This window comes from Paenibacillus alkaliterrae, from assembly GCF_021532375.1.
In the GTDB taxonomy this organism is placed as follows: domain Bacteria; phylum Bacillota; class Bacilli; order Paenibacillales; family Paenibacillaceae; genus Pristimantibacillus; species Pristimantibacillus alkaliterrae.
Genome location: NZ_JAKGAP010000042.1, coordinates 23396 through 45558, shown reverse-complemented (window position 1 = coordinate 45558; position 22163 = coordinate 23396). Strand labels below are relative to the sequence as shown.

At 48.9% G+C, this 22163-nt stretch carries 18 protein-coding genes and 1 riboswitch; of the genes, 2 read left to right on the top strand and 16 right to left on the bottom strand.

Annotated elements, in window-relative coordinates:
* Positions 1–2 precede the first annotated feature (2 nt).
* The 6 genes from L1N85_RS17390 to L1N85_RS17365 form a co-directional block, all read right to left on the bottom strand.
* The gene (locus L1N85_RS17390; RefSeq protein ID WP_235240357.1) at positions 3–653 is read right to left on the bottom strand and encodes a precorrin-8X methylmutase; all 651 of its coding nucleotides are present in this window, start codon (positions 651–653) and stop codon (positions 3–5) included.
* The gene (gene cobK, locus L1N85_RS17385; RefSeq protein WP_235240338.1) at positions 643–1437 is read right to left on the bottom strand and encodes a precorrin-6A reductase; all 795 of its coding nucleotides are present in this window, start codon (positions 1435–1437) and stop codon (positions 643–645) included. Before cobK ends, L1N85_RS17390 begins: the two co-directional genes overlap by 11 nt.
* Entirely contained in the window at positions 1434–2378 is a 945-nt protein-coding gene (locus tag L1N85_RS17380) for a sirohydrochlorin chelatase (RefSeq protein WP_235240337.1), read from the bottom strand. The genes cobK and L1N85_RS17380 overlap by 4 nt, the downstream gene beginning before the upstream one ends.
* Before the next feature lie 12 nt (positions 2379–2390).
* A complete protein-coding gene (gene cobJ / locus L1N85_RS17375) occupies positions 2391–4043 on the bottom strand; it encodes a precorrin-3B C(17)-methyltransferase (protein WP_235240336.1) in 1653 nt (550 codons plus the stop codon).
* A 340-nt stretch (positions 4044–4383) separates the two neighbouring features.
* Positions 4384–4590: riboswitch (cobalamin riboswitch) on the bottom strand.
* Positions 4591–5149: 559 nt separating this feature from the next.
* Complete coding sequence (locus L1N85_RS17370) at positions 5150–7207, bottom strand: GxGYxYP domain-containing protein (protein ID WP_235240335.1); 2058 nt, start codon at positions 7205–7207, stop codon at positions 5150–5152.
* A 752-nt stretch (positions 7208–7959) separates the two neighbouring features.
* Positions 7960–8415, bottom strand: coding sequence for a hypothetical protein (locus tag L1N85_RS17365; protein ID WP_235240334.1), 456 nt, complete (start codon positions 8413–8415; stop codon positions 7960–7962).
* A gap of 40 nt (positions 8416–8455) precedes the next feature.
* On the opposite strand from L1N85_RS17365, the gene L1N85_RS17360 reads away from it, so the two are divergent.
* Positions 8456–8680: a hypothetical protein gene (locus L1N85_RS17360; RefSeq protein WP_235240333.1), complete on the top strand. Its 225-nt coding sequence runs from the start codon at positions 8456–8458 to the stop codon at positions 8678–8680.
* A 154-nt stretch (positions 8681–8834) separates the two neighbouring features.
* On the opposite strand, the gene L1N85_RS17355 is transcribed toward L1N85_RS17360, so the two are convergent.
* From L1N85_RS17355 to L1N85_RS17325, 7 genes are all read right to left on the bottom strand, one after another.
* A complete protein-coding gene (locus L1N85_RS17355; RefSeq protein ID WP_235240332.1) occupies positions 8835–9344 on the bottom strand; it encodes a hypothetical protein in 510 nt (169 codons plus the stop codon).
* A 132-nt stretch (positions 9345–9476) separates the two neighbouring features.
* Positions 9477–10073 (bottom strand): YitT family protein, encoded by a 597-nt coding sequence (locus tag L1N85_RS17350; RefSeq protein ID WP_235240331.1) that lies wholly within the window; start codon positions 10071–10073, stop codon positions 9477–9479.
* Between the two features lie 89 nt (positions 10074–10162).
* Complete coding sequence (gene rfbG / locus L1N85_RS17345; protein WP_328285237.1) at positions 10163–11233, bottom strand: CDP-glucose 4,6-dehydratase; 1071 nt, start codon at positions 11231–11233, stop codon at positions 10163–10165.
* A gap of 43 nt (positions 11234–11276) precedes the next feature.
* Entirely contained in the window at positions 11277–12050 is a 774-nt protein-coding gene (rfbF, locus tag L1N85_RS17340) for a glucose-1-phosphate cytidylyltransferase (protein ID WP_235240329.1), read from the bottom strand.
* The gene (gene rfbH / locus L1N85_RS17335) at positions 12047–13372 is read right to left on the bottom strand and encodes a lipopolysaccharide biosynthesis protein RfbH (RefSeq protein ID WP_235240328.1); all 1326 of its coding nucleotides are present in this window, start codon (positions 13370–13372) and stop codon (positions 12047–12049) included. The genes rfbF and rfbH overlap by 4 nt, the downstream gene beginning before the upstream one ends.
* Positions 13373–13386: 14 nt before the next feature.
* Entirely contained in the window at positions 13387–14427 is a 1041-nt protein-coding gene (locus L1N85_RS17330) for a mannose-1-phosphate guanylyltransferase (protein WP_235240327.1), read from the bottom strand.
* Positions 14421–16193 carry a thiamine pyrophosphate-binding protein gene (locus L1N85_RS17325; RefSeq protein WP_235240326.1) on the bottom strand — a complete coding sequence of 591 codons (1773 nt, stop codon included), beginning with the start codon at positions 16191–16193 and terminating at the stop codon, positions 14421–14423. Before L1N85_RS17325 ends, L1N85_RS17330 begins: the two co-directional genes overlap by 7 nt.
* A 169-nt stretch (positions 16194–16362) precedes the next feature.
* On the opposite strand from L1N85_RS17325, the gene L1N85_RS17320 reads away from it, so the two are divergent.
* Positions 16363–17103, top strand: coding sequence for a DUF6385 domain-containing protein (locus L1N85_RS17320; protein ID WP_235240325.1), 741 nt, complete (start codon positions 16363–16365; stop codon positions 17101–17103).
* Positions 17104–17129: 26 nt separating this feature from the next.
* Here L1N85_RS17320 and L1N85_RS17315 read toward each other — a convergent pair whose 3' ends face one another.
* From L1N85_RS17315 to L1N85_RS17305, 3 genes are read right to left on the bottom strand one after another with little or no spacing between them, the layout of a single operon-like run.
* Positions 17130–18077, bottom strand: coding sequence for a CgeB family protein (locus tag L1N85_RS17315; RefSeq protein ID WP_235240324.1), 948 nt, complete (start codon positions 18075–18077; stop codon positions 17130–17132).
* Positions 18078–18119: 42 nt separating this feature from the next.
* Positions 18120–20822, bottom strand: a complete 2703-nt coding sequence (locus L1N85_RS17310; protein WP_235240323.1) for an AAA family ATPase — start codon at positions 20820–20822, stop codon at positions 18120–18122.
* A complete protein-coding gene (locus tag L1N85_RS17305) occupies positions 20822–22144 on the bottom strand; it encodes a glycosyltransferase family 2 protein (RefSeq protein WP_235240322.1) in 1323 nt (440 codons plus the stop codon). Before L1N85_RS17305 ends, L1N85_RS17310 begins: the two co-directional genes overlap by 1 nt.
* Between the last annotated feature and the right edge of the window lie 19 nt (positions 22145–22163).

Sequence of the window (22163 nt, the reverse complement as noted above, 5' to 3'; positions counted from 1 at the left end):
CCTTATTTCTGAGCGGCCGCCATAATAGAGATCGCATTAATGGCCGATACGACGATGGTACTTCCGCCCTTGCGTCCAATGTTTGTTATGAATGGAATATCAAGCTTTCGCAATTCGTCCTTCGATTCCGCTGCAGATACGAAGCCGACCGGCATGCCGATAATAAGCCCGGGCCTCGCCTCACCTTCCTTCACAAGCCGTATTAATTCAAGCAGAGCTGTCGGGGCGTTTCCGATTGCATATATACCGCCGTCCGCCTCTTTAATCGCTTTGCGCATGGAGATAATCGCGCGCGTCGTGTTCAATCGCTTGGCTTCCTCCATGACATCCGGATCCGATATAAAGACCTTTACTCCGCCGCCAAAACGTTCAAGCCTCTCCTTGCTCACGCCGGCTTGAATCATTTGCACGTCTGCTACGACGGTCCTTCCTTCGCGGATCGATTTAATCCCGGCTTCAATGGCATCCTTGTGGAACACGAGACTGCGGCCAAGCTCGAAATCAGCTGAAGCATGGATGATCCGCTGCACGATCGGGTATTGCTGCTCCGTGAAAGGATGCTCCCCCAGCTCCTCTGTAATGATCTCAAAGCTTTTTCCTTCAATCTCTTGCGGCTGAACGGTCAGCGGTTTGAATTCCGTCTTAAAGTCCATCATGATCCTCCTTTTCGTATGAAAACAGCTCTTTCAGCCGGTCTAACACACCGTCATAGTGCGTGAATACATCGCCGAACTCCAGCTCGGGACGCGATATGAGAATGACATGTATGTCCATCGCCAGTGCCGCATTAACCTTTTCGTCCACGGCTCCAGTCTTTCCGCTTTCCTTCGTAATCATGACGGTCGTACCGAATTTCCGGTACAATGCCTCATTTAAGTCACTGGAGTAAGGCCCCTGCAGGGCTATAATGTTCTTTTGCTCTATGCCAAGCTGCTCGCAAAGCTCCATATTATCTTTGCGCGGAAGCATTCTGGCGACGAGCCGAATGTCAGGGTCCTGCAGCAGATGCTTGGCGAATATGGCCAGTGTTTTGCTTCCCGTTGTGAGCATAACCGAGCCTTTGAGCCTTTGAGCTTCCAGAGCTGCTTCCTCATAAGAGGAAACGACCGTCAGCATAGGGTGATCATCATACACTAAGGAGGATCGCTCGAATCGAATATACGGCAGCCCGGCTTCCTGTGCTGCCCGCATCGCATTGCGATGGGCTTCCTCTGCGAATGGATGACTCGCATCTACAACCGCCTTGCAATTGGATTCACGCAGCAGCTCAATCATTTGCTCGGAGGCTAACCGGCCGGTCCGTACGGCAATGCCTGCCTCATCCAAGCTTTTCGCCGCGTTATCCGTGACTACAGAAGCAAGCAGCGGGTAACCGGAAGCTTTTATCCGGACAGCCAGCTCGCGTGCATCACTGGTCCCGCATAAGGTTAAAATCATGAAACAACCTCCTGTTTTTTATCAGCATGCTGATGATCGTGATCGTGGTCGTGATCGTGATGGTCATGACTGTGGTCGTGATGATGGCCGTGACTGTGCCCATGATCGTGATCATGATGATGGTCGTGGTGCTTGGCCGCTTCCGTCCGATACTTGCACATATCGCAGTTCATGAGAGCACGGCCTTCGCTAGCCTCCTCCACCCGGTCAAGCAATAGCTCAACCAGCTGCGGATGAAACCCGAAATATCCGGCAAGCTCCACGTCGATATTGGGGTGTTCTTCTGCAAATTCCGCTGTCATTTGCTCGATTCGTTTGATTAAGACACCTGTAAAAAGAAAATACGGCAGCACGTAAATCTTCTTCGCGCCAAGCAGCTTGCAGCGCTCCAAGCCTTCCGGAAATGACGGCTCCGTCACCCCGATAAAGCTGCTCTCTACCCATTTGACGGGTAATTTCTCCCACAAAAGGCGGGCCATTTTCAGAAAATTGCTGTTCGCATCCGCATCGCTGCTGCCTCTGCCGAGCAGTAAAACGGCTGTGTTCTGATCTCGTTCGCTTGCCTCTCCATCCGTGCTGTATCCGGCTTCCGTCAATCGCGACGCTAAAATGTCAAGCACCTTTTGATGAATGCCGATTGGCTGTCCATAGGCAAAGGAAACGTTAGGGTATTTCAATTTGGCATGATCGATTTCATGCGGGATATGGATCTTCGAGTGCCCTGCGGCAAATAAAATAATCGGCACAAGTACAATTCTCGTTGCTCCGGCTTCAACGCAGCGGGCGATACCCTGCGGTATAGTTGGACTCACGAATTCCAGAAAGCAGGTTTCCACCCATCTCCCCTTTGCGCTATTTCTTACCGAATCCGCAAAACGAAGCATTTCCTCGTTCCCTTCGTTGTCACGGCTGCCGTGACCTACCAGTAATATAGCTTCCACACTTTCTCCTCCTTAATCTCCGCATACGGCATCAACGATCACCGGCGCTATGTATTCTGTGTGCGTAAATCCGGCTACCTGTCCGACGCGTTTGAAAAATTTATGGAAACGTTCACCTGGATGGCCTTTTTCCGTGAATTCCTTTACGACTTGCTCCACCGTTTCAACAATCCGGTCTGCCGGAATGCCTTCGACCACGTTCTGCCCGGCATGAGCATTCCGTCCGATTTGCTTGCCGCCCAAAAATAAATCATAACCGCCTTTGCGGTAAACGATGCCGATATCCTCCATAACAGCCCCATAACACGCCATGCCGCAGCCGTTTAGTCCAATCTTTAGCTCTTTAGGCGCCTCGATTCCCCCAAACCGCATGTGAAGCTCTTCCGCGACAGGAATAGCCTCGTCCTTCTCCAAATTACAGAAGTCGCATGCTTTGACTTGAACGATGTCGCCGATTGCAAATACAAGCAGCTGATGTTCTTTGAGGCGGGTGACAATGGTTTCCGCATCATCCGTCGGCACCCGCAGCAGTACTTGATGCTGAGGCGTATATTCAAGCTCGCCGTCGTCGCCTGCCAATTCAGCTAACAACCCCATTTGCTTAGCCGTAAACTTCTTGTTCGCGATTCCCGGAGATACGCCGACTTCAAATATGGATGGGGTCTTGCTATGGACCTCAGCCGCTTGCGGCAGCACGTTAGGCCCTCCGGATACAAGTGCTTTGCTCTGAAACAGCTGCAGTGCTTCGTTCGCAAGCTCAGCCGCCCCCAAGGAGGACACCTTCTCCTTCTCCACCTCTTCTTCTTCTTCGTTTTCCACCCACTCTTCTTGGGCATTCAATGACCACGGCTCAGCTTCGGTACGCAGCCGTTCATGAGGCTTTAACGTTTGTACATCTGAATTCAACGTATATTTACGCTGATACCCGCGCGGGGTAATGATTTTGCCATCGTAAAAGAAGGTTGAAGAATTGCCGATAATGACCGTAGTCAACATCCCGATATCATGGTCCAGCATGTCTCCAAGCGTAGTGATCACCACATGCTCGCGGTCTCGATAGGCGCTTTTTACTAGCCCTACGGGTGTTTCCGCCGAACGGTATTTCAGCAGAATCCGCTGTGTTTCTACGATTTGCCGCGTACGGCGGCCGCTTCTGGGATTATAGAGCGCGATGACGAAATCGGCGGAAGCAGCAGCTTCAACCCGCTTGGCGATGACCGCCCACGGCGTCAAATGATCGCTGAGCGAAATCGTACAAGCATCGTGCATGACGGGCGCGCCAAGCAGCGAAGAACACGAGTTGATTGCAGAGATCCCCGGAATGATCTCGATCTCCACTCCAGTGGCCTCCGTCCATCCTTTTTCGATCAATACTTCATATACAAGACCTGCCATACCGTATACACCAGCGTCACCACTAGAGATAACGGCAACCTTCTTTCCGAGCTCCGCTTGTCTCACCGCTTCGCGTGCACGGCTAACCTCCTCAGTCATTCCCGTCCGGACGATAGCCTGGTCAGTCAGCAGACCACTGATTAAATCGACATAGGTATTGTAGCCGATAATAACGTCACTCTCTTGGATAGCTGCCCGAGCACGATCTGTAATATGTTCAAACGAACCTGGACCAAAACCGATCACCAATAGCTTTCCATTCCTACTCATGCCATTTCCCTCCTGCCTAGACCTCCGACTGAAATTTTTGGAAGCCGGTCGAACTAGACTCTAATCATAATTAAACAACCAAGCGTTATACCGTAAACCCCATTACATGGCCATGAATTCTATAGCACGACTTGAATGGTTTTGCTTTTGCAATTTCCCATAAAGCTAATAAGCACAACCCTATAGACAACGACCATGCTGGGTAAACATAAAAAAGCACTCCCAGCCAAAGAGGCCGGAAATGCTCAGAGAAACACAAGCGGTATCACTCAAATACTATCGTATTTGAGCATCCGTGTGATACTGTTACATTCCAACACTCTCCTATTACGCGTAGGATTCCATGTTTTTGAAATGGGCAGGTCTCCTGACTTAAGGCTCTCGTTTTCTAGTCTTCCCAGGTATCCCTAGTGACTATATGTAGATGAAAACATAGATATGCCTATTACAGTGGCGCGACCGTGTCGGTTTTTCACCGAACTTCCCTATTAAGTCTGCTTCCAATTCAAAATCAATCGAAGCAAACACCCATTTCAATATATTAAATAAGAATATCTTATCAGCAACTATTTGTATACCTATAGTATTTTAAGTTACTCGACTTGAGTCTTGCAAAAATATGCTGTAAATCTAATGCGAAGGACGCAAAACGATCACTTCGATTCGAAATCAGGCCGGACAATACTTTCACTATGCTCACGATGATGGCAAAAGCCAATGGTCGCATTGCCTCGTCACGTCTCATCTCGTGACCATCCTGTGTTATTATGATGTACGCTGGCACATCGAGACCGGCTATCGTTACTTCAAGGATTTAATGGGCTTTGACCAGATAAGGATTTTTCAGGAGCCCTTTCGGGACACGGCATGTATATCCGAAAAGTACAGCCCGACTTCGTCTTTACCATTTGCAGGTCAAGAGTCGAAGAATATCAAAAGTCGGGTATTCCAGCCGCTCACATGGACTTCGGCCACCACCCGAGCGTACACCGCCGCGTTAAAGCGAGCAAGTTGGATAATCCTGCCCTTCACTTTTCTTTAAACGTGCGTCCTTTTGAGAATAATGCAAAAGAAAAGACGCCAGTCCCGACTGGCGTCTACTTCCATTAAGGCTTAGCAGGCAAGCCGTTCGCGCTGCGGATCAACGAGAAATATTGATCGGCGCGAACCGCAACGTACTCCGGTCCAAGCGAAGCTTGCAGCTCGGCAATGTCTGAAGGCGTTAAGCTCCAAGCAAGCAGTCCCAAGGATACGAACAACGGAGACTTCCCGTCCCACTGGGCCTTGGCGTCGGCAAGAATCTTCTGGCCGTCCTGTACAGTGCTGATGCCCTGAATCGTCGAGACGGGAAGCTTGCCGCCGACAATCTCTACGCCATGGCGGTTTTCCCAGCTCAGGAACAGACCCGGAGCTTTATACTCCTTGATATAGGCAGCGGCATGGGCGTCGCTGAGCGGCACATTCTCGCTGTCGATGCGGTTTAATACGTAAGGAATCGTCATGCCCGTCTTCTCCATATACGAATACGACTGCTTCAGGAAGGCGGAGAAGGATGCTTCAGGCCATGCATTCGGGTAGAAGTAGCCTGCGCCTGATGGTCCCGCGATAAGAAGGTCGTTATCCGTAGCGGTCTCCCGGTAATAATTCAGCATCGCAGGAGCGCCATCGTAGAGCAAAGGACTGGATGTCCAGTTCAGCGGCACTTGACCGCGGCTTGGATCATCCCATAGGATCCGCATTCTATGCTGATTATACTGGAAGTTGTCGCCCTCGCTGAACGTATACGTTACATAAATCTTGTTCTCCAGCTTAGGCGTTTTTGCGGCTTTAGCTTTGGCAGGATTCGCCTTGGTTCCGGAGAATACGGTCAGATTGCTGAACCAATCGGCCGCGAGCACATAGACGCCGTAATTGGATGTAATCTCTACGCCGCTGAATTCTCCGTCAACATCGTTGCTGAACCAGCCTAGGTAAGGCGTGCCCGGCTTCACGTCCGACATGATCTTCTGGAAGAGCGCTTTCTGTTCCGGCACGTTGGAATCGAGCCAAAACACCATCGCTTTGTTCGCAACAGCATAATCACGCAGGTAACCGTAAGGCTCCTTCTGCTCGGAGGATACCGGTTGAACGTTGCCGATGGACACTTTGTATTGATTCCACATGTCGATGGAAGCCGTTAGCTGCTTCGCATCGGAAGGCGGCGTGAATTTGTAAACGAAGTAACGGTTGTTGTCAGCGAACCGATGTCCTCCGTTTCCTGCAGATACTTGCGAGTTTTGGCGATCGTACAGGAACGGCTCTTCTTCCGGCGTACCCGGAATGAATTGAGCGATGGTCTTGCCGTCAGCTTTGATCGTAACCTCATGAACAGCCGTACCCCAGCCGTCCTGCGGGAACGCATCGTCGAAGCGGAGATAAACGTCCGACTTGCCGAGGCTGGCACTTAGATCGAGATTATACAACTCCCTATTGTTGCCGTCCCGCTCTTGCGTCGTATCTTCTGCGATCACCTTGAACAGGTCTGCTTGGTTGTCCGGAAGCCTGATCGAGGTATCCGGGCTAAGCCCGACAAGCATCCGTTGCGTCGTCTGGCTCCACAAATTCTCGTATTGCCAGGTGTAAGCGTCCAGCCTGTCCTTGAATTTTCCTTGAAGATCGTCCAGCACCTTTAAGCTGTACGGTGCAGCTTGCAGCTTCTCCGCCAGCTCGGGGCTTGCGACCACGGCGCTTTTCAAGCCGGCCAGCGTCGTTGCCACGTTGACGGAGTCAGGCACTTTCGGATCGTATATAATGATTCCGTTTATTTCCTGCTTGTACATACGGACGATCTGCCAGTAGTCGTCTCTAACCTTGTAAGTCACATCCAGGTCATTCAGCCAAGTGAACTTCCCTTCTTCTTTGTTCTCCAGCAAATAAATTCGAGGCTTGTCACGGTTGACAATGCCTTGCAAGGTTGCCATTAAAAGTTTTATGTCGCCGGGCGCATCATAAATATCCGCCACGTCCAGGTGATTAATCTTCGAAAAGCTTGGAAGCGCTTGCTTTTCTGGCCACGCAATCGTGCTCGCTTGCGGCTTCTCCTTGGAGTCGGCAGCGGATGCGGTTAAAGTCATGGACAATGTACAGACGATTGCTAGTCCGATAACGGAAAGCTTACGTAACATGATCTACACCTCGTTTGATTATGGTATGGAGGACTGTCTTACGACGCGCGCCTTATCCTCTGCCCCTCCTTTACTCGGCAGCGTTCCTTCACGTCCTCTCAAATATATATTTATTATATTGATAATAACATTACAAGCACTTCGACAAAAGTTCTCAAGCTTTGACATCGATTTGAGTCTCATGGTCCAGGTAATTATAGCTAATTCAGTAATGTTGTCCTGCTCGCAGGAGGACTCACTACAGATTTTCTAATCAAGATAAATATATATTATACATAACAATTCGTTGTTTATTAACGACACATTCGTACTCATTCATCCCCTCTGACCAGCCCGGCCGAATACATGATTAACGATTACTTGCGGGATCTGCTGCAAAAGCAAGGATCGTGACGGAACCGGACATCATTTGTTGAAAAAGGAAAACCTCACTTTTAGCCCAAAAAAGCTAATCGTGAGGTTTTTTAAAATAATAATTCCGGATTATCGGATCAGGCCACAGACGGTCAAGGCTAAAAGATACAAAATATACCTGGTTATTTCACCAAGATGATCTAAGAATAGAGAGGGCGTGTTTTGCTGGCGCTGGCGATAGCGATAGCGATTCCTTTGCTAATTATGTTGCTTCAATGGCAAGATGCTCGTTTTGTAGAAAATAGTGCGCCACCTGGTAGCCGTAATTTTCAAGTCCCTTTAATATTTCGACTTTTTTGTTTAGGCAAACCGCCGTCCGCATTTCGCTTACCATCTATTTAGTTTTCAACTTTCTGCGTGATAGTAATATTCATTAACCGCAAAACTTTCATTTCTTCTTCTAACTGCTCTTCGGGTCCCTCAAAGGTCGCTCGTCCTGTGTATAACGGCATCCCATCCCCTAAATCAAGCACGGCCGCCATCGCAGCCGTTTTCCTATCCAGCAAGAGATATACACGGTCTGAGCCCAGAACCGCGGTATTCAATTCGTTGGCTTCAAGCTGTTTCGCCGATATGGAGCTAGGCAATGCTGTAAGCATACCCGTCCTATAAGAATACGAATAGATCTGCTTATCGGCAAAGGCTTCCACGCCCTCTTTTGAGCTGATTCTTTCTTCACTTACTATCAGAAGAATATAGTCGCTGGGCGAAGAATGAAAATCGGATGTTATGAAACTAACTCTAAACACAACATCCTCCTCACTTCTCCAATCACCTAGTTTCTCGTTCCCCAATACTGCCCCTGTTGTGGGCGAAGAGCAAGCGAATAACCGATTGAGCGAAAACAGGACGGGACTAGCCGCTATCAGCCTGTCAAAGGGCGCATCCCTTACCACCGATTCCGTAACATGGTTGCCGCTCCAAGGCTTGAGAGCAGCTTCTGCGAGTGTTCCCATTGCGCCTTGGAATACGCAAGGAGATGGGATGTATATCGTTTCTGTGATGTCAAGGGTCGATCCAAGCGTACTGCTCGGCTGGCTCGATCACGGAAGGCAATAACCAAGTGGAGCGATTGAGGATTGGAAACGCTATACGTCAAACCTGACTTCCTCCAAAGAATATCAAGCAATGATGAAGGAATTGCAAAAGCTGATTTCGGTTTAGGCTTCCTAATTCAAAAAAGAGTCGCGGATTCGCGGCTCTTTCATTTATGTTATGGAATGTATTGTTGAACGATCCGAACGATTTCTCCATCCTTGACCGTCAAATGATAAGGGAAGCCCTTTATGTTTAAATCATCTTCCGTTTGAATGAGTTCTACAAATTTGTCGACGGAAATTTGCTCATCCCATACGATATCGGCTTCCAGTATATTGCCGGTCCTATTATAGATTTGCATGAACACTTCGGCATCACCCGCTATGGGCAAATCTTTCAAGTCAGCGTCATCGTCAATGATATAATAGCCGTCCGGCGGGCCTTCCATCTCTCCGTCGCCTTCTCGCTCGAGAAACTTCCGGACGGCCTGCTCGCCTTCATACCATTCGATGGAATCGATGGTCAGCACATACCGGTTTTCCTTCTTCTCGACCTGATCGATAAAAGCTGTTGTAAGATCCGGCGATTGTTCTACCGGCGCATATTCACGGCCAACCGTCGGCGCAAAGCTAAAGGCCGTGAGACAGGCAATCGCAACTGCCGCAACCATGACAGATTTTTTCATAGCGTCGACGCTCCTTCTTTGTGGTGTATATAAATATTCAGCTTACCTATAGATTATAACGTTTGGGACGCGAAATATGTTACAAAAAAGCTAAAGAAAAAATAAATATTTATATGCAAAGACCGCTCTCCTTCATTGGATCATTTTAGGTCGGTTCATCGTACAAATGCTGGTAGCCAGCCCTCCGGCTGTAATGGTCATAAAGGATAGGAATAAGGTATCGTCCGGCAAAAGGATTTCACCGATACTAATAATCAATAGGTCTATCATTAAAATAATGAAACCGACATTTAAGGGAATCAGTCTTGTAACAAAATGAGCCAGCAAATCCGTTCCTCCCGTAGAGCTCTCAAACCTGAGCATAATTCCCATTCCCGTGCCGATAATAAACCCGCCGATTATGGACCGCGTAAACGCCGTCCATTCCACATAATAAATAAAGTAATATTGATAGGGCTCTAATAAATCGATCATATAACTGGAAAACAGCAAGCCGCTAATACTGTAATATAATAAGTCGCGGCTATAGAACCAAGCCAGTATAAAAATAGGTATGCTGCATAATATCATGACGAGTCCAATCCTTATGTCGAATAAATAATTGATGATCAGTGCGATACCAATGACTCCTCCGTCTAATATGCCTAAGGGGACCAGAAAGAAATTTATGCCGATTGCGATTAGGACGCTTCCTATAAGAATTGCAATAATTTTATTCAATGATACCAAGCGAATCAACCCCCTCGATAAGGCCTGTCTGATTTATATGCAGAAATTGGATTCTGCATGAAAGCTTATCAGAAATATCGCAAGGAGAATTATTCCATGTAAGCTTTTATTTGACTGATCGAGATTTCAGCCGCCTCTCCATCCTTTATCCAGCTTTGCGTCCAGTCCACGACTTTGTCCAGCGCCTGGCTAATCGTCCATTTGGGTTTCCACCCTAAGCGATGCTTCGCTTTAGAGCTGTCAAGGCGCAGTACCGCACTTTCCTTAATCTGCTGTTCATCAAGCTCGGATCGATATGCCGCAGAGCCGCCCCATTTGGAGCAAAGCAAGCTGGCTATTCCCTCAACGGAATGAAAACCGCTTTCATCCGGTCCGAAATTCCACGCTCCCTCATACGAATGCCCATTATCGTACATTTTTTCCGCAAGCTGCAAATATCCGCCTAGAGGCTCGCATACATGCTGCCATGGACGAACGAATGAAGGATTTCTGAGGCTGATCGGTTCACCTTTCATGAGCGCCTCCAAGCAATCGGGAATTAAACGGTCTTGAGCCCAATCCCCGCCGCCAATAACATTTCCGGCTCTCGCGGTCGCAACGGCACAGCCTGCCGCACCGGAGAAATAAGAAGAGCGATAAGCATTCGTTATCATTTCGGAACACGCTTTGCTGTTAGAATAAGGATCGCTGCCGCCTAACGGATCGGTTTCCCGGTAGCCCCATTCCCAATCCATGTTCTCGTAGCATTTATCGGTCGTCACATTAATTACGGCCTTGATCGATTGATCGGCGGCAATCGCACTGCGAATCGCCTCGAATAGATGAATGGTGCCCATCATGTTGGTCTGATAGGTTTCCAACGGCTCGAGATACGATCTCCGAACAAGGGGCTGTGCCGCCATATGAATAATAATGTCCGGACGGGCGTTAAGAATTCCGCTGCGCAGGGCATCCAAATTTCGAATATCATCATAAATAACGCCGGCAAGACGAGTCTCGACCTGTGCGAGCTCATACAGGCTGGGTTTTGTCGGCGGCCTTAGAGCATATCCGTGCACTTCAGCACCGAGGTAAGACAGCCACATGCATAACCATGCTCCCTTAAAGCCCGTATGTCCGGTTAGAAACACTCTCTTGCCTTGCCAAAATGCCGGTCTCACTTCGATCCCCTCCATCTGTGCATCTGTTCAACCATTCATTCGTTCAATCCCATTTTCGCCAAGGAGCTTTTCCGGTTTTCCATACCTCTTCCAAAACCTGTTTGTCTCTCAGCGTATCCATCGATTGCCAGAAACCGGAATGCTTATACGCCATCAACTGACCGCTCTTCGCCAGCTTTTCCAACGGCTCTTTCTCTAATATCGTTTGGTCCCCCTCGATCAAATCAAAGATTTCGGGCTCCATGACAAAGAAACCGCCGCTGATCCACGAACCGTCTCCCTTCGGTTTTTCCTGAAAGCCTTTGACGCGGTCGTCCTTTGCAAGCGAAAGCGAACCGTATTTGCCCATCGGCTGCGTCGCCGTCACTGTTGCTATCTTGCCATGGTCACGGTGACAGCGAAGAAGCTCGTCAAAATTGACATCTGCAAGGCCGTCTCCGTAAGTAAGCATAAACGGCTCATGGCCGATATAATGTTGAATGCGTTTAATTCGGCCGCCGGTCATCGTTTCCTTGCCGGTATGGACCAGCGTCACCCTCCAAGGCTCAATCGGGTGGTTATGAATGATACGCTCATCGCGCTTCAGATCAAACGTAATGTCGGAATGATTGCTGACATAATGATTGAAATAATCTATAATGCTGTGACCCATATACCCCAAGCAAACAATAAAATCATGGAATCCGTATGCGGAGTAAAGCTTCATGATGTGCCATAGGATTGGCTGCGTACCGATTTCGACCATCGGCTTTGGCTTGACCTGCGTTTCCTCGCTGATTCGCGTGCCGAGTCCTCCGGCTAATATGACCACCTTCATGATGACTGCTCCCTTTGAAAGGCCTGAAATAGGTTTCCAATTACATAATGCAGCATCTCTTCCGTTAAGCCGGGATAAAGACCGATCCAGAACGTATGGTTCAAAATGTTATCCGTATTTTTCAACTCGCCTATCGTTTTATATTTCACATCGCGATAAGCAGGCTGCCGAAGAAGATTGCCGGCGAAGAGATACCTCGTAGCGATTCTGCTTGCTTCCAAATACGAGACCAGCTGATCTCTCGTTATCGGCGAATGGGAACGAACGGTAATCGGAAAACCGAACCAGCTGGGCTCGCTCTTCGCTGTCGGTTCCGGCAGCAGCAGCACATCTCCCAATGGTTCGAGAGCGTCTGACAGCAGCCGGAAATTGTCGCGGCGCCGCTTAATGAACGCGGGTAGCTTCTTAAGCTGCGCGACGCCGATGGCGGCCTGCATATCGGTCAGCTTGAGATTATACCCGATGTGACTGTACGTATATTTATGATCATATCCGCGAGGAAGGTCTCCCAGCTTCCAATCGAAGCGTTTGCCGCATGTATTGTCTTTGCCCGGCTCGCACCAGCAGTCCCTTCCCCAATCCCGGAACGACTCTACCAGTTTTTTGAGCTGCGGCCTTGAGGTGAGAACGGCTCCGCCTTCTCCCATGGTGATGTGATGAGCGGGAAAAAAGCTTACGGTAGCTAAATCTCCGAAGGAGCCGACCGGCTTCCCCCGATATGTCGAGCCTACTGCATCGCAAGCATCCTCGATCAGCCATAGCCGATGCTTTCGCGAGATGCGCAGTACCTCATCGAGGTCAAACGGATTGCCAAGCGTGTGGGCGATCATAATCGCTTTCGTCCGGGTACTGATCGCTTGTTCCAGCAAGGTTGTATCAATATTGTAGGTGGAGCTGTTCACATCCAGAAAAACAGGCACGAGCCCGTTCTGCACAATCGGATTCACCGTCGTCGGAAACCCGGCAGCGACAGTAATGACCTCGTCGCCGGGCATAAGCCGGCGCTCGCCTAATGCGGGAGAAGTAAGGGCAGAAAGCGCCAGCAGGTTGGCGCTTGAACCGGAATTCGTCAGCAGAGCGTAACGGGTTCCCATGAAGCGGGCGAATTCGTCTTCAAAACGACGGGCATACCTTCCCGAGGTCAGCCAAAAATCAAGCGAGGAGTCAAGAAGGTGGTACAGCTCTTCATCGTCAAATACTTTTCCGGACACCGGGATGATATCGTGACCCGGACGAAAATCATGATCGGGCCAGCGAAGCTTGTAATACTGCCTGGACAGCTCCAATATTATTTCCCGCAGCTCTTCCGCTGATTGAGCCAATTAGGCGTCCTCCTTCAATCCGTATGTTCGCGATGCTCGAGCATCTCTCTAATTTTCTGCTCATAATCTTTATGACAGACCAGCACCGCATTGTCCGTAACGACGATGATGAGCTGCTCCACTCCGATGGTGCCGACAAAGGAATGATCGCTATAAACAATACAATTTTTCGTATGGCTAAGCCTGTGATTGCCGATAACTACATTGGAATCGGCGTCCTGCGGAAGCCAGCGATCAAGCGAGGACCAGCTTCCGAGGTCATCCCAGCGAAACGAAACGGGAAGGAGATAGGTTAGAGGCAGCTTCTCCAAAATGCCGTAGTCGATCGAAATGCCGGGAATGGCTTCATAGATCGTATGCAACAGATTTCCATGGATGGGGCTGACCGCCGCTTTCCATTGCGCCAAGCCGTGTGCGAGCTGCGGCATATATTTTGTAAGCAATGCCTCTATATAAGAGGCCCGCCAGGCCATGATTCCGGTGTTCCAATAATAGCCGGATTGATTCATCCAGCTCTTCGCTTGAGCCGCATCGGGCTTCTCGGTAAACTTCTCGACCCGGAAGAGATCAGTTGCATTTTCCTGGACGATCTTGATATAGCCATAAGCCGTTTCCGGTCTCGTAGGCTTAACGCCCAGCGTCACCGCGCAGTCCTCCCTTCTGGCCTGAAGATAAGCCTGCTGCAAAGCCTCCCGAAATGCCTCCTCGCCCTCGATGGAATGATCGGCGGGAATGGTAATGAGAATGGGATCCTCCTGTTTGCGAAGAAAATGAATGGCGGCAAGACCGATGCACGCTGCCGTATTTTTGGCCATAGGCTCAATGATTAGCTGGCTTGCTGGAAGGCCCGACTGCTCGAGCGCGATAGCTTCATACTTTGCCAACGTAACCACATAAATATCCTGTAGCGGTAAAAAAGCGGTTAACCGCTCCAGCGTTTTCTGGAACATCGATTTATCGCCCAGAAACGGCAAAAATTGCTTCGGCAGATCGGGCCTGCTTTGAGGCCACAGCCTGCTGCCACTGCCTCCCGCCAACACAACCGCCTTCAGCAATCGAATCCCTCCTCAAGCAAATCGATCAGCATTTCCCGCTTCAGCACATCCCGCTCCAAGTGCGGCGACATATCCTCTATCGGTTTATTCACGTTCAGCTTCGGATGAACGACGGCATGAGCGTCTAACGGAACGTGGACTAAAACGGGGCCTTTATACGCAAGCGCGTTCTTGATGATTCGCTCCGCCTGATCCATTCCGGATATGTGATAGGAACGAATGCCGTATGCCCTTGCGACCTTGATAAAGTCCGGGCAGCTGTACCCGACGAGCGAGGATTGCTGCCTGCCTTGAAAATACACGTCCTGGAATTGCCGCACCATGCCGAGGTTATAATTGTTCATGACGAATATTTTGATGGGCAGCCGATGATAGTTAACGGTTTCCAGCTCTTGAATATTGACCTGCAGCCCGCCATCGCCAGCGATAACGATCACTGGCTGCCCCGGCCTCGCTTTGGCCGAACCGATAGCGGCAGGCAAAGCGAAGCCCATGGCGCCCAGTCCGCCAGAATTTAATAAACGCTGCCCTTGCTTCACTTTGAACGATTGACTCGCCCACATCTGATGCTGTCCGACATCCAGGCAGATCACCTGATCTTTCTTGCAATGCTCTGATAGCAGCCGTAAGAAGGTATTCGGGTCAATGATTTTGGAGTTCGTACTCGTTGGCTCCGAAGGATACCGCTCGCGATAACCTTGAACAATTCGGTACCAGCCGGCTAAATCGTTGGGCTCCATCGGCGATAACACTTTATTCAGCCGGGAAAGAAATATTTTCACATCTGCGTGAAGAGCAATGTCGGCTTGCACTTTTTCGTTTAACTCGTGAATATCGGTATCGACATGCACTTTTTTGGCAGCTCTAGCAAAGGTGCCGGGCCTGGTTCCCGTCTGCCTCGTATCCAATCGCGATCCTAAAATAAGCAACAAGTCGCAATTGGCTAAAGCCAAATTGCTGAAACGATTGCCATAGGAGCCGATCAGCCCGAAAAAAGCGGGGTTATCATGAGAAAGGGCGTCAAGACCCATGAGGGAGGAAACGACAGGAATTCGGGTATGCTGGACAAAATGATGCAATTCCGCTTGTGCCTTAGCCGCCCGGATGCCGCCGCCAACGAGAATCAGCGGTCGTTCAGCCTGCTTGAGAAGTGTGGCAATGTCGTCTAATACAGTACCTTCAAGGTACGGGGCATTGGGGACAGGCGTTTCTTCGTCAGGCTTGTAGCCTTTGAGCTCCTCCGGCTCGATCTCGGCGCGTTGAACGTTAAGCGGAATATCGAGCAGCACGGGTCCGGGTCTGCCGGCTCTGGCAAGATAGGCCGCCTTTTCCAAATGGTAACGTATCGTACTTGGCTCCGCGACCAGCTCCGCATACTTGGTTATAGGCTTGACGATGCTCACGATATCCGTTTCCTGAAACCCGATCTGACGCAGCGGCCTGTCGAATTTATATTCATACGTATTGACCTGACCGGTAATAAATAAGGCCGGGACCGAATCGAAATAACAAGAGGCTATACCGGTGGTCAAATTCAAGGCTCCCGGTCCGCTGGTAGCCATCGCGACGCCGAGACCGCCGCTCGTTCTGGCATACCCTTCTGCGGCAAAGGCGGCAGCCTGCTCGTGATGAACGGATACGCAGTGAATATCCTTCCTTTCATAGGTCGAATCGACCAGATGCGCGATCGCACCGCCGACCATCTCGAATAGATGGGTCACTCCCTGCCGGACAATAAAGTCGATAACATAATCGGAGAGCTTCATGAATGAGGAGACCACCTTTGCAATACCTCGATTCTGAAAACATTACTCCATATTATTCAAGCTTCTTCCCTGCGGCTACGCTTTTTCGCCTATTACCGCCAAAAAATGGGTTTTCGCATATTCAACACCCTCATTGACCTACATATACTGAATGAAGATGCAGGAGGCGGTGAGACTGGGTTTGAATAAAGCAAGCAAACGGGATTATATCCCCTACCTCGATAAACATCACGCCGGTTTATCCAGGAAAATAAAGTTGGACGCGAATATGATCCGCAAAGCGCTGCAGTCCAACTATTCCTTGGCTAAATCCTTCTACGGCGTCGCCCGTCCTCCAGTGGAGAGCAAGCCGGAATACGCGAAGACCAAGCTTCCAGAATGTCCAAAGAGGAAGAAACGAGCTGCGCGTCCCAAAAAATGTATGAAAGCAAAAAAAAGAAAAGCTTGCAGCAAGCCGAAAAGGAAACATATCTGCAAATGCCATCCCCGAAAAAGGATCAAATGCCGTAAAAAAAAGCGCCCCGCGGTTCGAACGATACATTTTGTAGAAAAAATTTTTAAAGGCGTGACGGTCGGGGATCATTTTATGTTTTTGCCGTCGCAAAACACTTCGCTGTCCACGAACATCATGTATATGATTCAAAATCGCAGCGATGACGCTGTCTTGGAAATACAGGTTGAGGTCAGTCCGGACGATAAAAATTATTTCGTGGATACGAAAGGAATCAAAATAAATCCCAAGCAAAATTATGTGACTACCCCCTTAAGGTTTGCCAAGTTTACCCGAGTGGGCTTCAGAACGTTGGAGCCGGGAACAACCGCAAGCGTCGACGTCAATTATCAAACGCAAACGCAGCTCCTTCAAAAGAGGAAAGGAAGCTGCAAGAAGAAGGCCCGATCTCGTTCATGACAGAACTTTAGTGAGCCGGGCCTTTTTTAATCTGTTAAACCCATTTGCTTGAAAATGTTTTCGAATCGCTGTACGTAAGAATGCTTCTCCCGCGCTCGCTTGCAGCCCGCTGCGGCAATTCGTTCCCTTTCCTCCTCGTGAATCAGGTAGTAGTTTATTTTGCTAATTAACTCCTCTGCGTCACGGTATGTCTCTATCTCCCGGCCGAATTCATAATAGGCTCTTAATTCCGGATTATAGCCTGTCATCAGAAATCCTCCGCAGGCCGGCACCTCAAAATCCCGCGCTTTAATTTGCAGAAGATCGGCTGACGAGCATCTGCTTAAATTAAGGTTTATTTTCGTTTGATTAAAGATGCTGACCATTTCCTCGAGAGCAACCTTTCCCGTTGACCAGCCATTCCCCCATACATGGACCCGAAGCCCCGCATTCACCAAATGCTGCAAAATCTCAACGCGATTTCCATGAGGCATGCCTACAAAAGAAACATCATAACGTTTTTCCGTTTCAACTTTTTTATGAATGGCCGTATTGTGGCCCCATTGCGAATGGATAACGTTCGAATAACCATTCTGCCGATAGAGAGGGACAGCGTCCGCCGAGGTGGTCACCATCCAATTAAAATGCGGAGCCCATCCCAACGTATAATTGAGTCTCCAATGATCGTCGGCACATAGATTAAAAGTGAGCGTATCGGTGCGATGACTTATTTCATCCATGGTGGCCGGGTCCAGTTGATTCTCGGAAAGAATGGTAAAGAGCGCGTCCGGCTTTTCCTTCCGAACGAGTTCGAGCAGCATCGCGTTCATCTTCTCCCTCCCGAATTGCTGCAGGAGCACATCATAATGAAACGGGACGAGCAGATGCCCCATGCGGTGCAACTGGTCATAGAGTACCATCTCCAGCCCGTAGCCTCTGGATGGATCCCCGTAATCATAAAGCATATTGGCAAAAACAATTTTTAACGGTTTCAAGCGCATTTCATCCTTCCTATTGTTAAATGGTGTTCGCTTTGCTTACCTTTTCTTTTGCAAAAAAGCGATATCCCTGCTTAGAATCCTCTGTTCAGATTCAGAAAGATGATTGGCTGCGAAGTCGTCCGCATGTCTCAATTGTGCGTTTTTCAACGCTTCCTCTACGATATTGCGTGCCAGCCGTGCGTTACCGAAGAAACTATCCCGGGAATGATAGATTTCCTCATAGCAGCGGCACAAAATCTCATCCGCTTCCGCAGATAAAACGTAATTGTGACGATTGAATAATCGCTCCGTTATCTCTAGCAGCTCATTTGGTTCATAGTCCTCGAAATAAACAATTTTAGAAAATCGGGATTGAAGTCCTGGGTTGCTTTGTAAAAATCGCTGCATTTTTTGCGTATATCCGGCTGCAATCACCATAAATTCGCCTCTGTAATCCTCCATTTTTTTTACAAGCAGGTCAGTTGCAATTTGGCCGTAATCCTCTTTCAGATCCTCGGTCCTCAGTGTATAGGCCTCATCAATGAACAGTACCCCGCCTAAAGAATCACTTATAAGATTCGCCGTTTTTTGTTCCGTATGACCAACCCGCGTACCCACAAAATGCTGTCTCGATGTTTCCATCAAGTGACCTTTCGATAATATTCCGAGTGCCGCGTAAATTTCGCTGAATAACCGGGCTACCGTTGTCTTACCTGTCCCCGGATTGCCAAGAAATAAAAAATGGGGATAAGACTTTGCGGTTTCATGGCCAGACTCTTTATAATACCGGTTCAGCTTCACAAGTTCGTTTACACATTGTTTGACCTTCTTAAGGCCGACCATATTTTGAAGCTCTTGTATTGCCTTGTTTAAACGGGTCTCATCGATAGGAATGAACACCCTTTTATTCAGCAGGGAAGGTCGTAGAGCGGTTATGTCCTCGGGTAAAAGGGTGGTCAAGACCTCCCTTGTGCGCTTGTCTCTCGGCAATTTTGCGCAGCGTCTGGAATGAGCTATTTTCACCTTTTCCAAACAGTTGCGAACCAGCCGGGCATTGCCGAAAGATAAATCCCGGGTTCGGTATAGGTCCATAAAATAATCGTGCAGCAACGTTTCAAAATGTGCATCGAGGATATATTCTTCGCCTAGAGCCATATGACGGGCGATCCTGAGCAGTTCATCCGGCGTGTAATCCGGGAAATAAATCGTCTGCTTAAACCTCTCCCTTAAACCGGGATTGATTTCGATCAAGGTTTGCATTTGTTGAGGATAACCCGCCGCAATGACCACAAATTGGCCTGAGAGATCCTCCATACGCTTCAAAATCACTTCGATTGCTTCCTTGCCGTAATCCTGTCCCGAATCGGATTTCGCGAGCGTATAAGCTTCATCAATGAATAAGACGCCGCCAACGGCCGATTGAATCGCCCGTTCTGTTTTCATTGCGGTTTGACCCACATATTCTGCGACTAAACCCGAGCGGTCAACTTCTACCACATGTCCCTTTTCTAATAACCCCATTGATTTATAAAGCTTGCCTAACAGACGGGCCACTGTCGTTTTTCCTGTTCCGGGATTGCCGATAAATAGAGAATGCAGCGACAAAGTGTCGGCAGACTTCATACCAAAATGCTGACGGTCCTGCACATATTCCATATAATCGACCAAATCCAGAATCGTCTGCTTTACCGATTCCATCGCTACAAATCCCTCAAACTCTTGAAGCTGCGCAGCCAAGCTCTCACGGTCTTCCATTCCGGCAGACGATTGCGGAATGCCCGCAGGCGGGATAAGGATGTTACTGCGGTCGCGAATGATACAATTCACCAAATGCGGATTTCCGTCTTTAATCCATAGTCCTTGCCCTGCATGACCGTAGATTTCGCAATCCTCCAGCGTTCCCAGACCGGCGTCCGCAATAAGCAGTCCAAGCTGTTTCCCCTCAAAGATTTTGCAGCGTGTTAATAGCGGATTGGCCCCGCTCTTAATTGCCACATTTAACATTTTGTTGCCGTATATCTGGCAATCCTTCAATATTCCCTGTCCGCATTCCGTCGCAAATACCCCCGCGTCGTGACCATCGAAAATTCGGCAATGGGAAAGATTAGGGTTTCCTTCGTGTAAAATCGCCAGTCCCGCTTTTATATTGGCATAAATATCGCAGGACTCGAAACTCCCTCTGCCTTGATTGACGACCAATACGCCTGCATTTCCTCCCCCATAAATACGGCATCTTCGAAAAACGGGATTACCGCCGCGTTCGATTACTACACAGGCAGACTGGTGAAAACAGATATCACAATCCACCAACAGCCCTTGACCGCCGTTCAGCACATGGACTCCCGCATCGTGACCGGAATGAATTTTACACCGTTTGATGATAGGATCCGCCGCATCGCATATAGTGAGTACAGGACCGGCCTTCGACGAAATCTCGCATTGTTCTAATAAGGGAGAACCCTGCGCGATATAAACCGCCTTGCATTCCCCTCCGCCCGCATGGTCGATCATCATGTTTTCAATCGACGCGAAATCGGTCTTCAGCTCAAGGGTGTGGGAATCTGTTCCGATCAAAACCACTTGTCCCAAAGAACCGGATCCAATGATTTTCACTTGTTTTTCAATGACGATGTTTTCCCGGTAAGTACCGGGATGTACGACAATTGTATCTCCCGGTTCCGCTGCATGGACTGCTTCTGCAATGGTCCCGAAATGAGCTTCATCCACGGGGGAAACGTTGATTATATGAGATGCGGCCATTAGATGAGCTCCGCTAAAGGGAGGAAATGTTCTCCCTCAACCAGTCCGGATTTTATCAACGCGTACTTGTGGTTTCTCATGCTGACATCGGAGGCGAGAATAGCAAAAGTATCCGAGAAGTCCAGTTGGAGATCCGAAGAGATCGGAATTCCCTTGAACCTATCCGATTCTTGGCCGTTCTGCTCGGTCTTAATAACCCGGGTGACACTCTGTTTCAATTCTGGAAAAGCATCCAGGAAACATCCCGCAAATCCCCCGTCTCCTAGAACCTGCAGCTGTTTGCCCGATTCTTTCAATTTTTTTTCCAGACTGTAGAGCTGATGTCGAAACGCGATTCCATATTGGTACAAATGAGCATATGCTCGACACTCGTTCTGTGAGCGCATATAATCAACAATTTCAGCGGGTGTTTTTCGGAGTACGAGAAGATTCAGCAAGCGGGACAGCACCTTCTCTCGATCTTCCTCGTAGTCGTGCAATTGGGGATCCATTTTCAGCAAATCAAGCACACCTTGGAGGGCAATATGAAAAGACCGCATCTCAATGGCTTCCTTTGCTCTTATCATCACAGTCATATGCAAGTAATTGCACAGTATATTTTTCAATTCCACAGACAGCGAAGAATAGTAGGGAAGCTGTTCAAGCGCCTTAAAACGCATAAACTCCCAACCATTCAAAGAGGAAGCGAATGTGGTTTCGCTGCCATCGTGCAAAGCATGATCAACGAGAGGCTCGGCAATAGAAAAAGTGTCAAACGCATACACCGTCTTCATTACAAAATCGACATCGCAAATATGCGAATCGATCAGCAGCCCTGTATAAGGCAGGATCTCCCTTTTGATCATCCATTCGCTCGGAAGGCCGAAGCTGTGAATGTTCATGCACTCCCTGACGGAATTGAAGCCTTTGAGCCGCAGCAGATCGAACGGCAGAGAAATGTGCGGCTTTAAATGAAAGGTGAAGCAGCAGGTAATGATTCCCGCATTCGGCTGGCTGATCGCGGCATCGTAAAAACGCTGCAATGTTTCCGGTGTAACCAGAATGTCATCCGAGTGGAGAAATTTGATATATTTCCCTTTCGCCTCAAGCAGGCAGCGATTATGATTGGCGGAGGCTCCTATGTTCCACTCATTCGCAATAAAGCGGATCCGATCGTCATCAAATGAAGCAACCACGGCTTCCGTATGGTCAGAGGAATGGTTATCCGCGATAAGAAGTTCAAAATCTTGAAAACTTTGTTCCAGAACGCTGCGAATGGAATCTGCAAGCCGTTCCGCCCTGTTGTATGTGGGTATGCAGACTGACATGAAAGGTATTTCCAAAATAACATCTCCTTCCCTT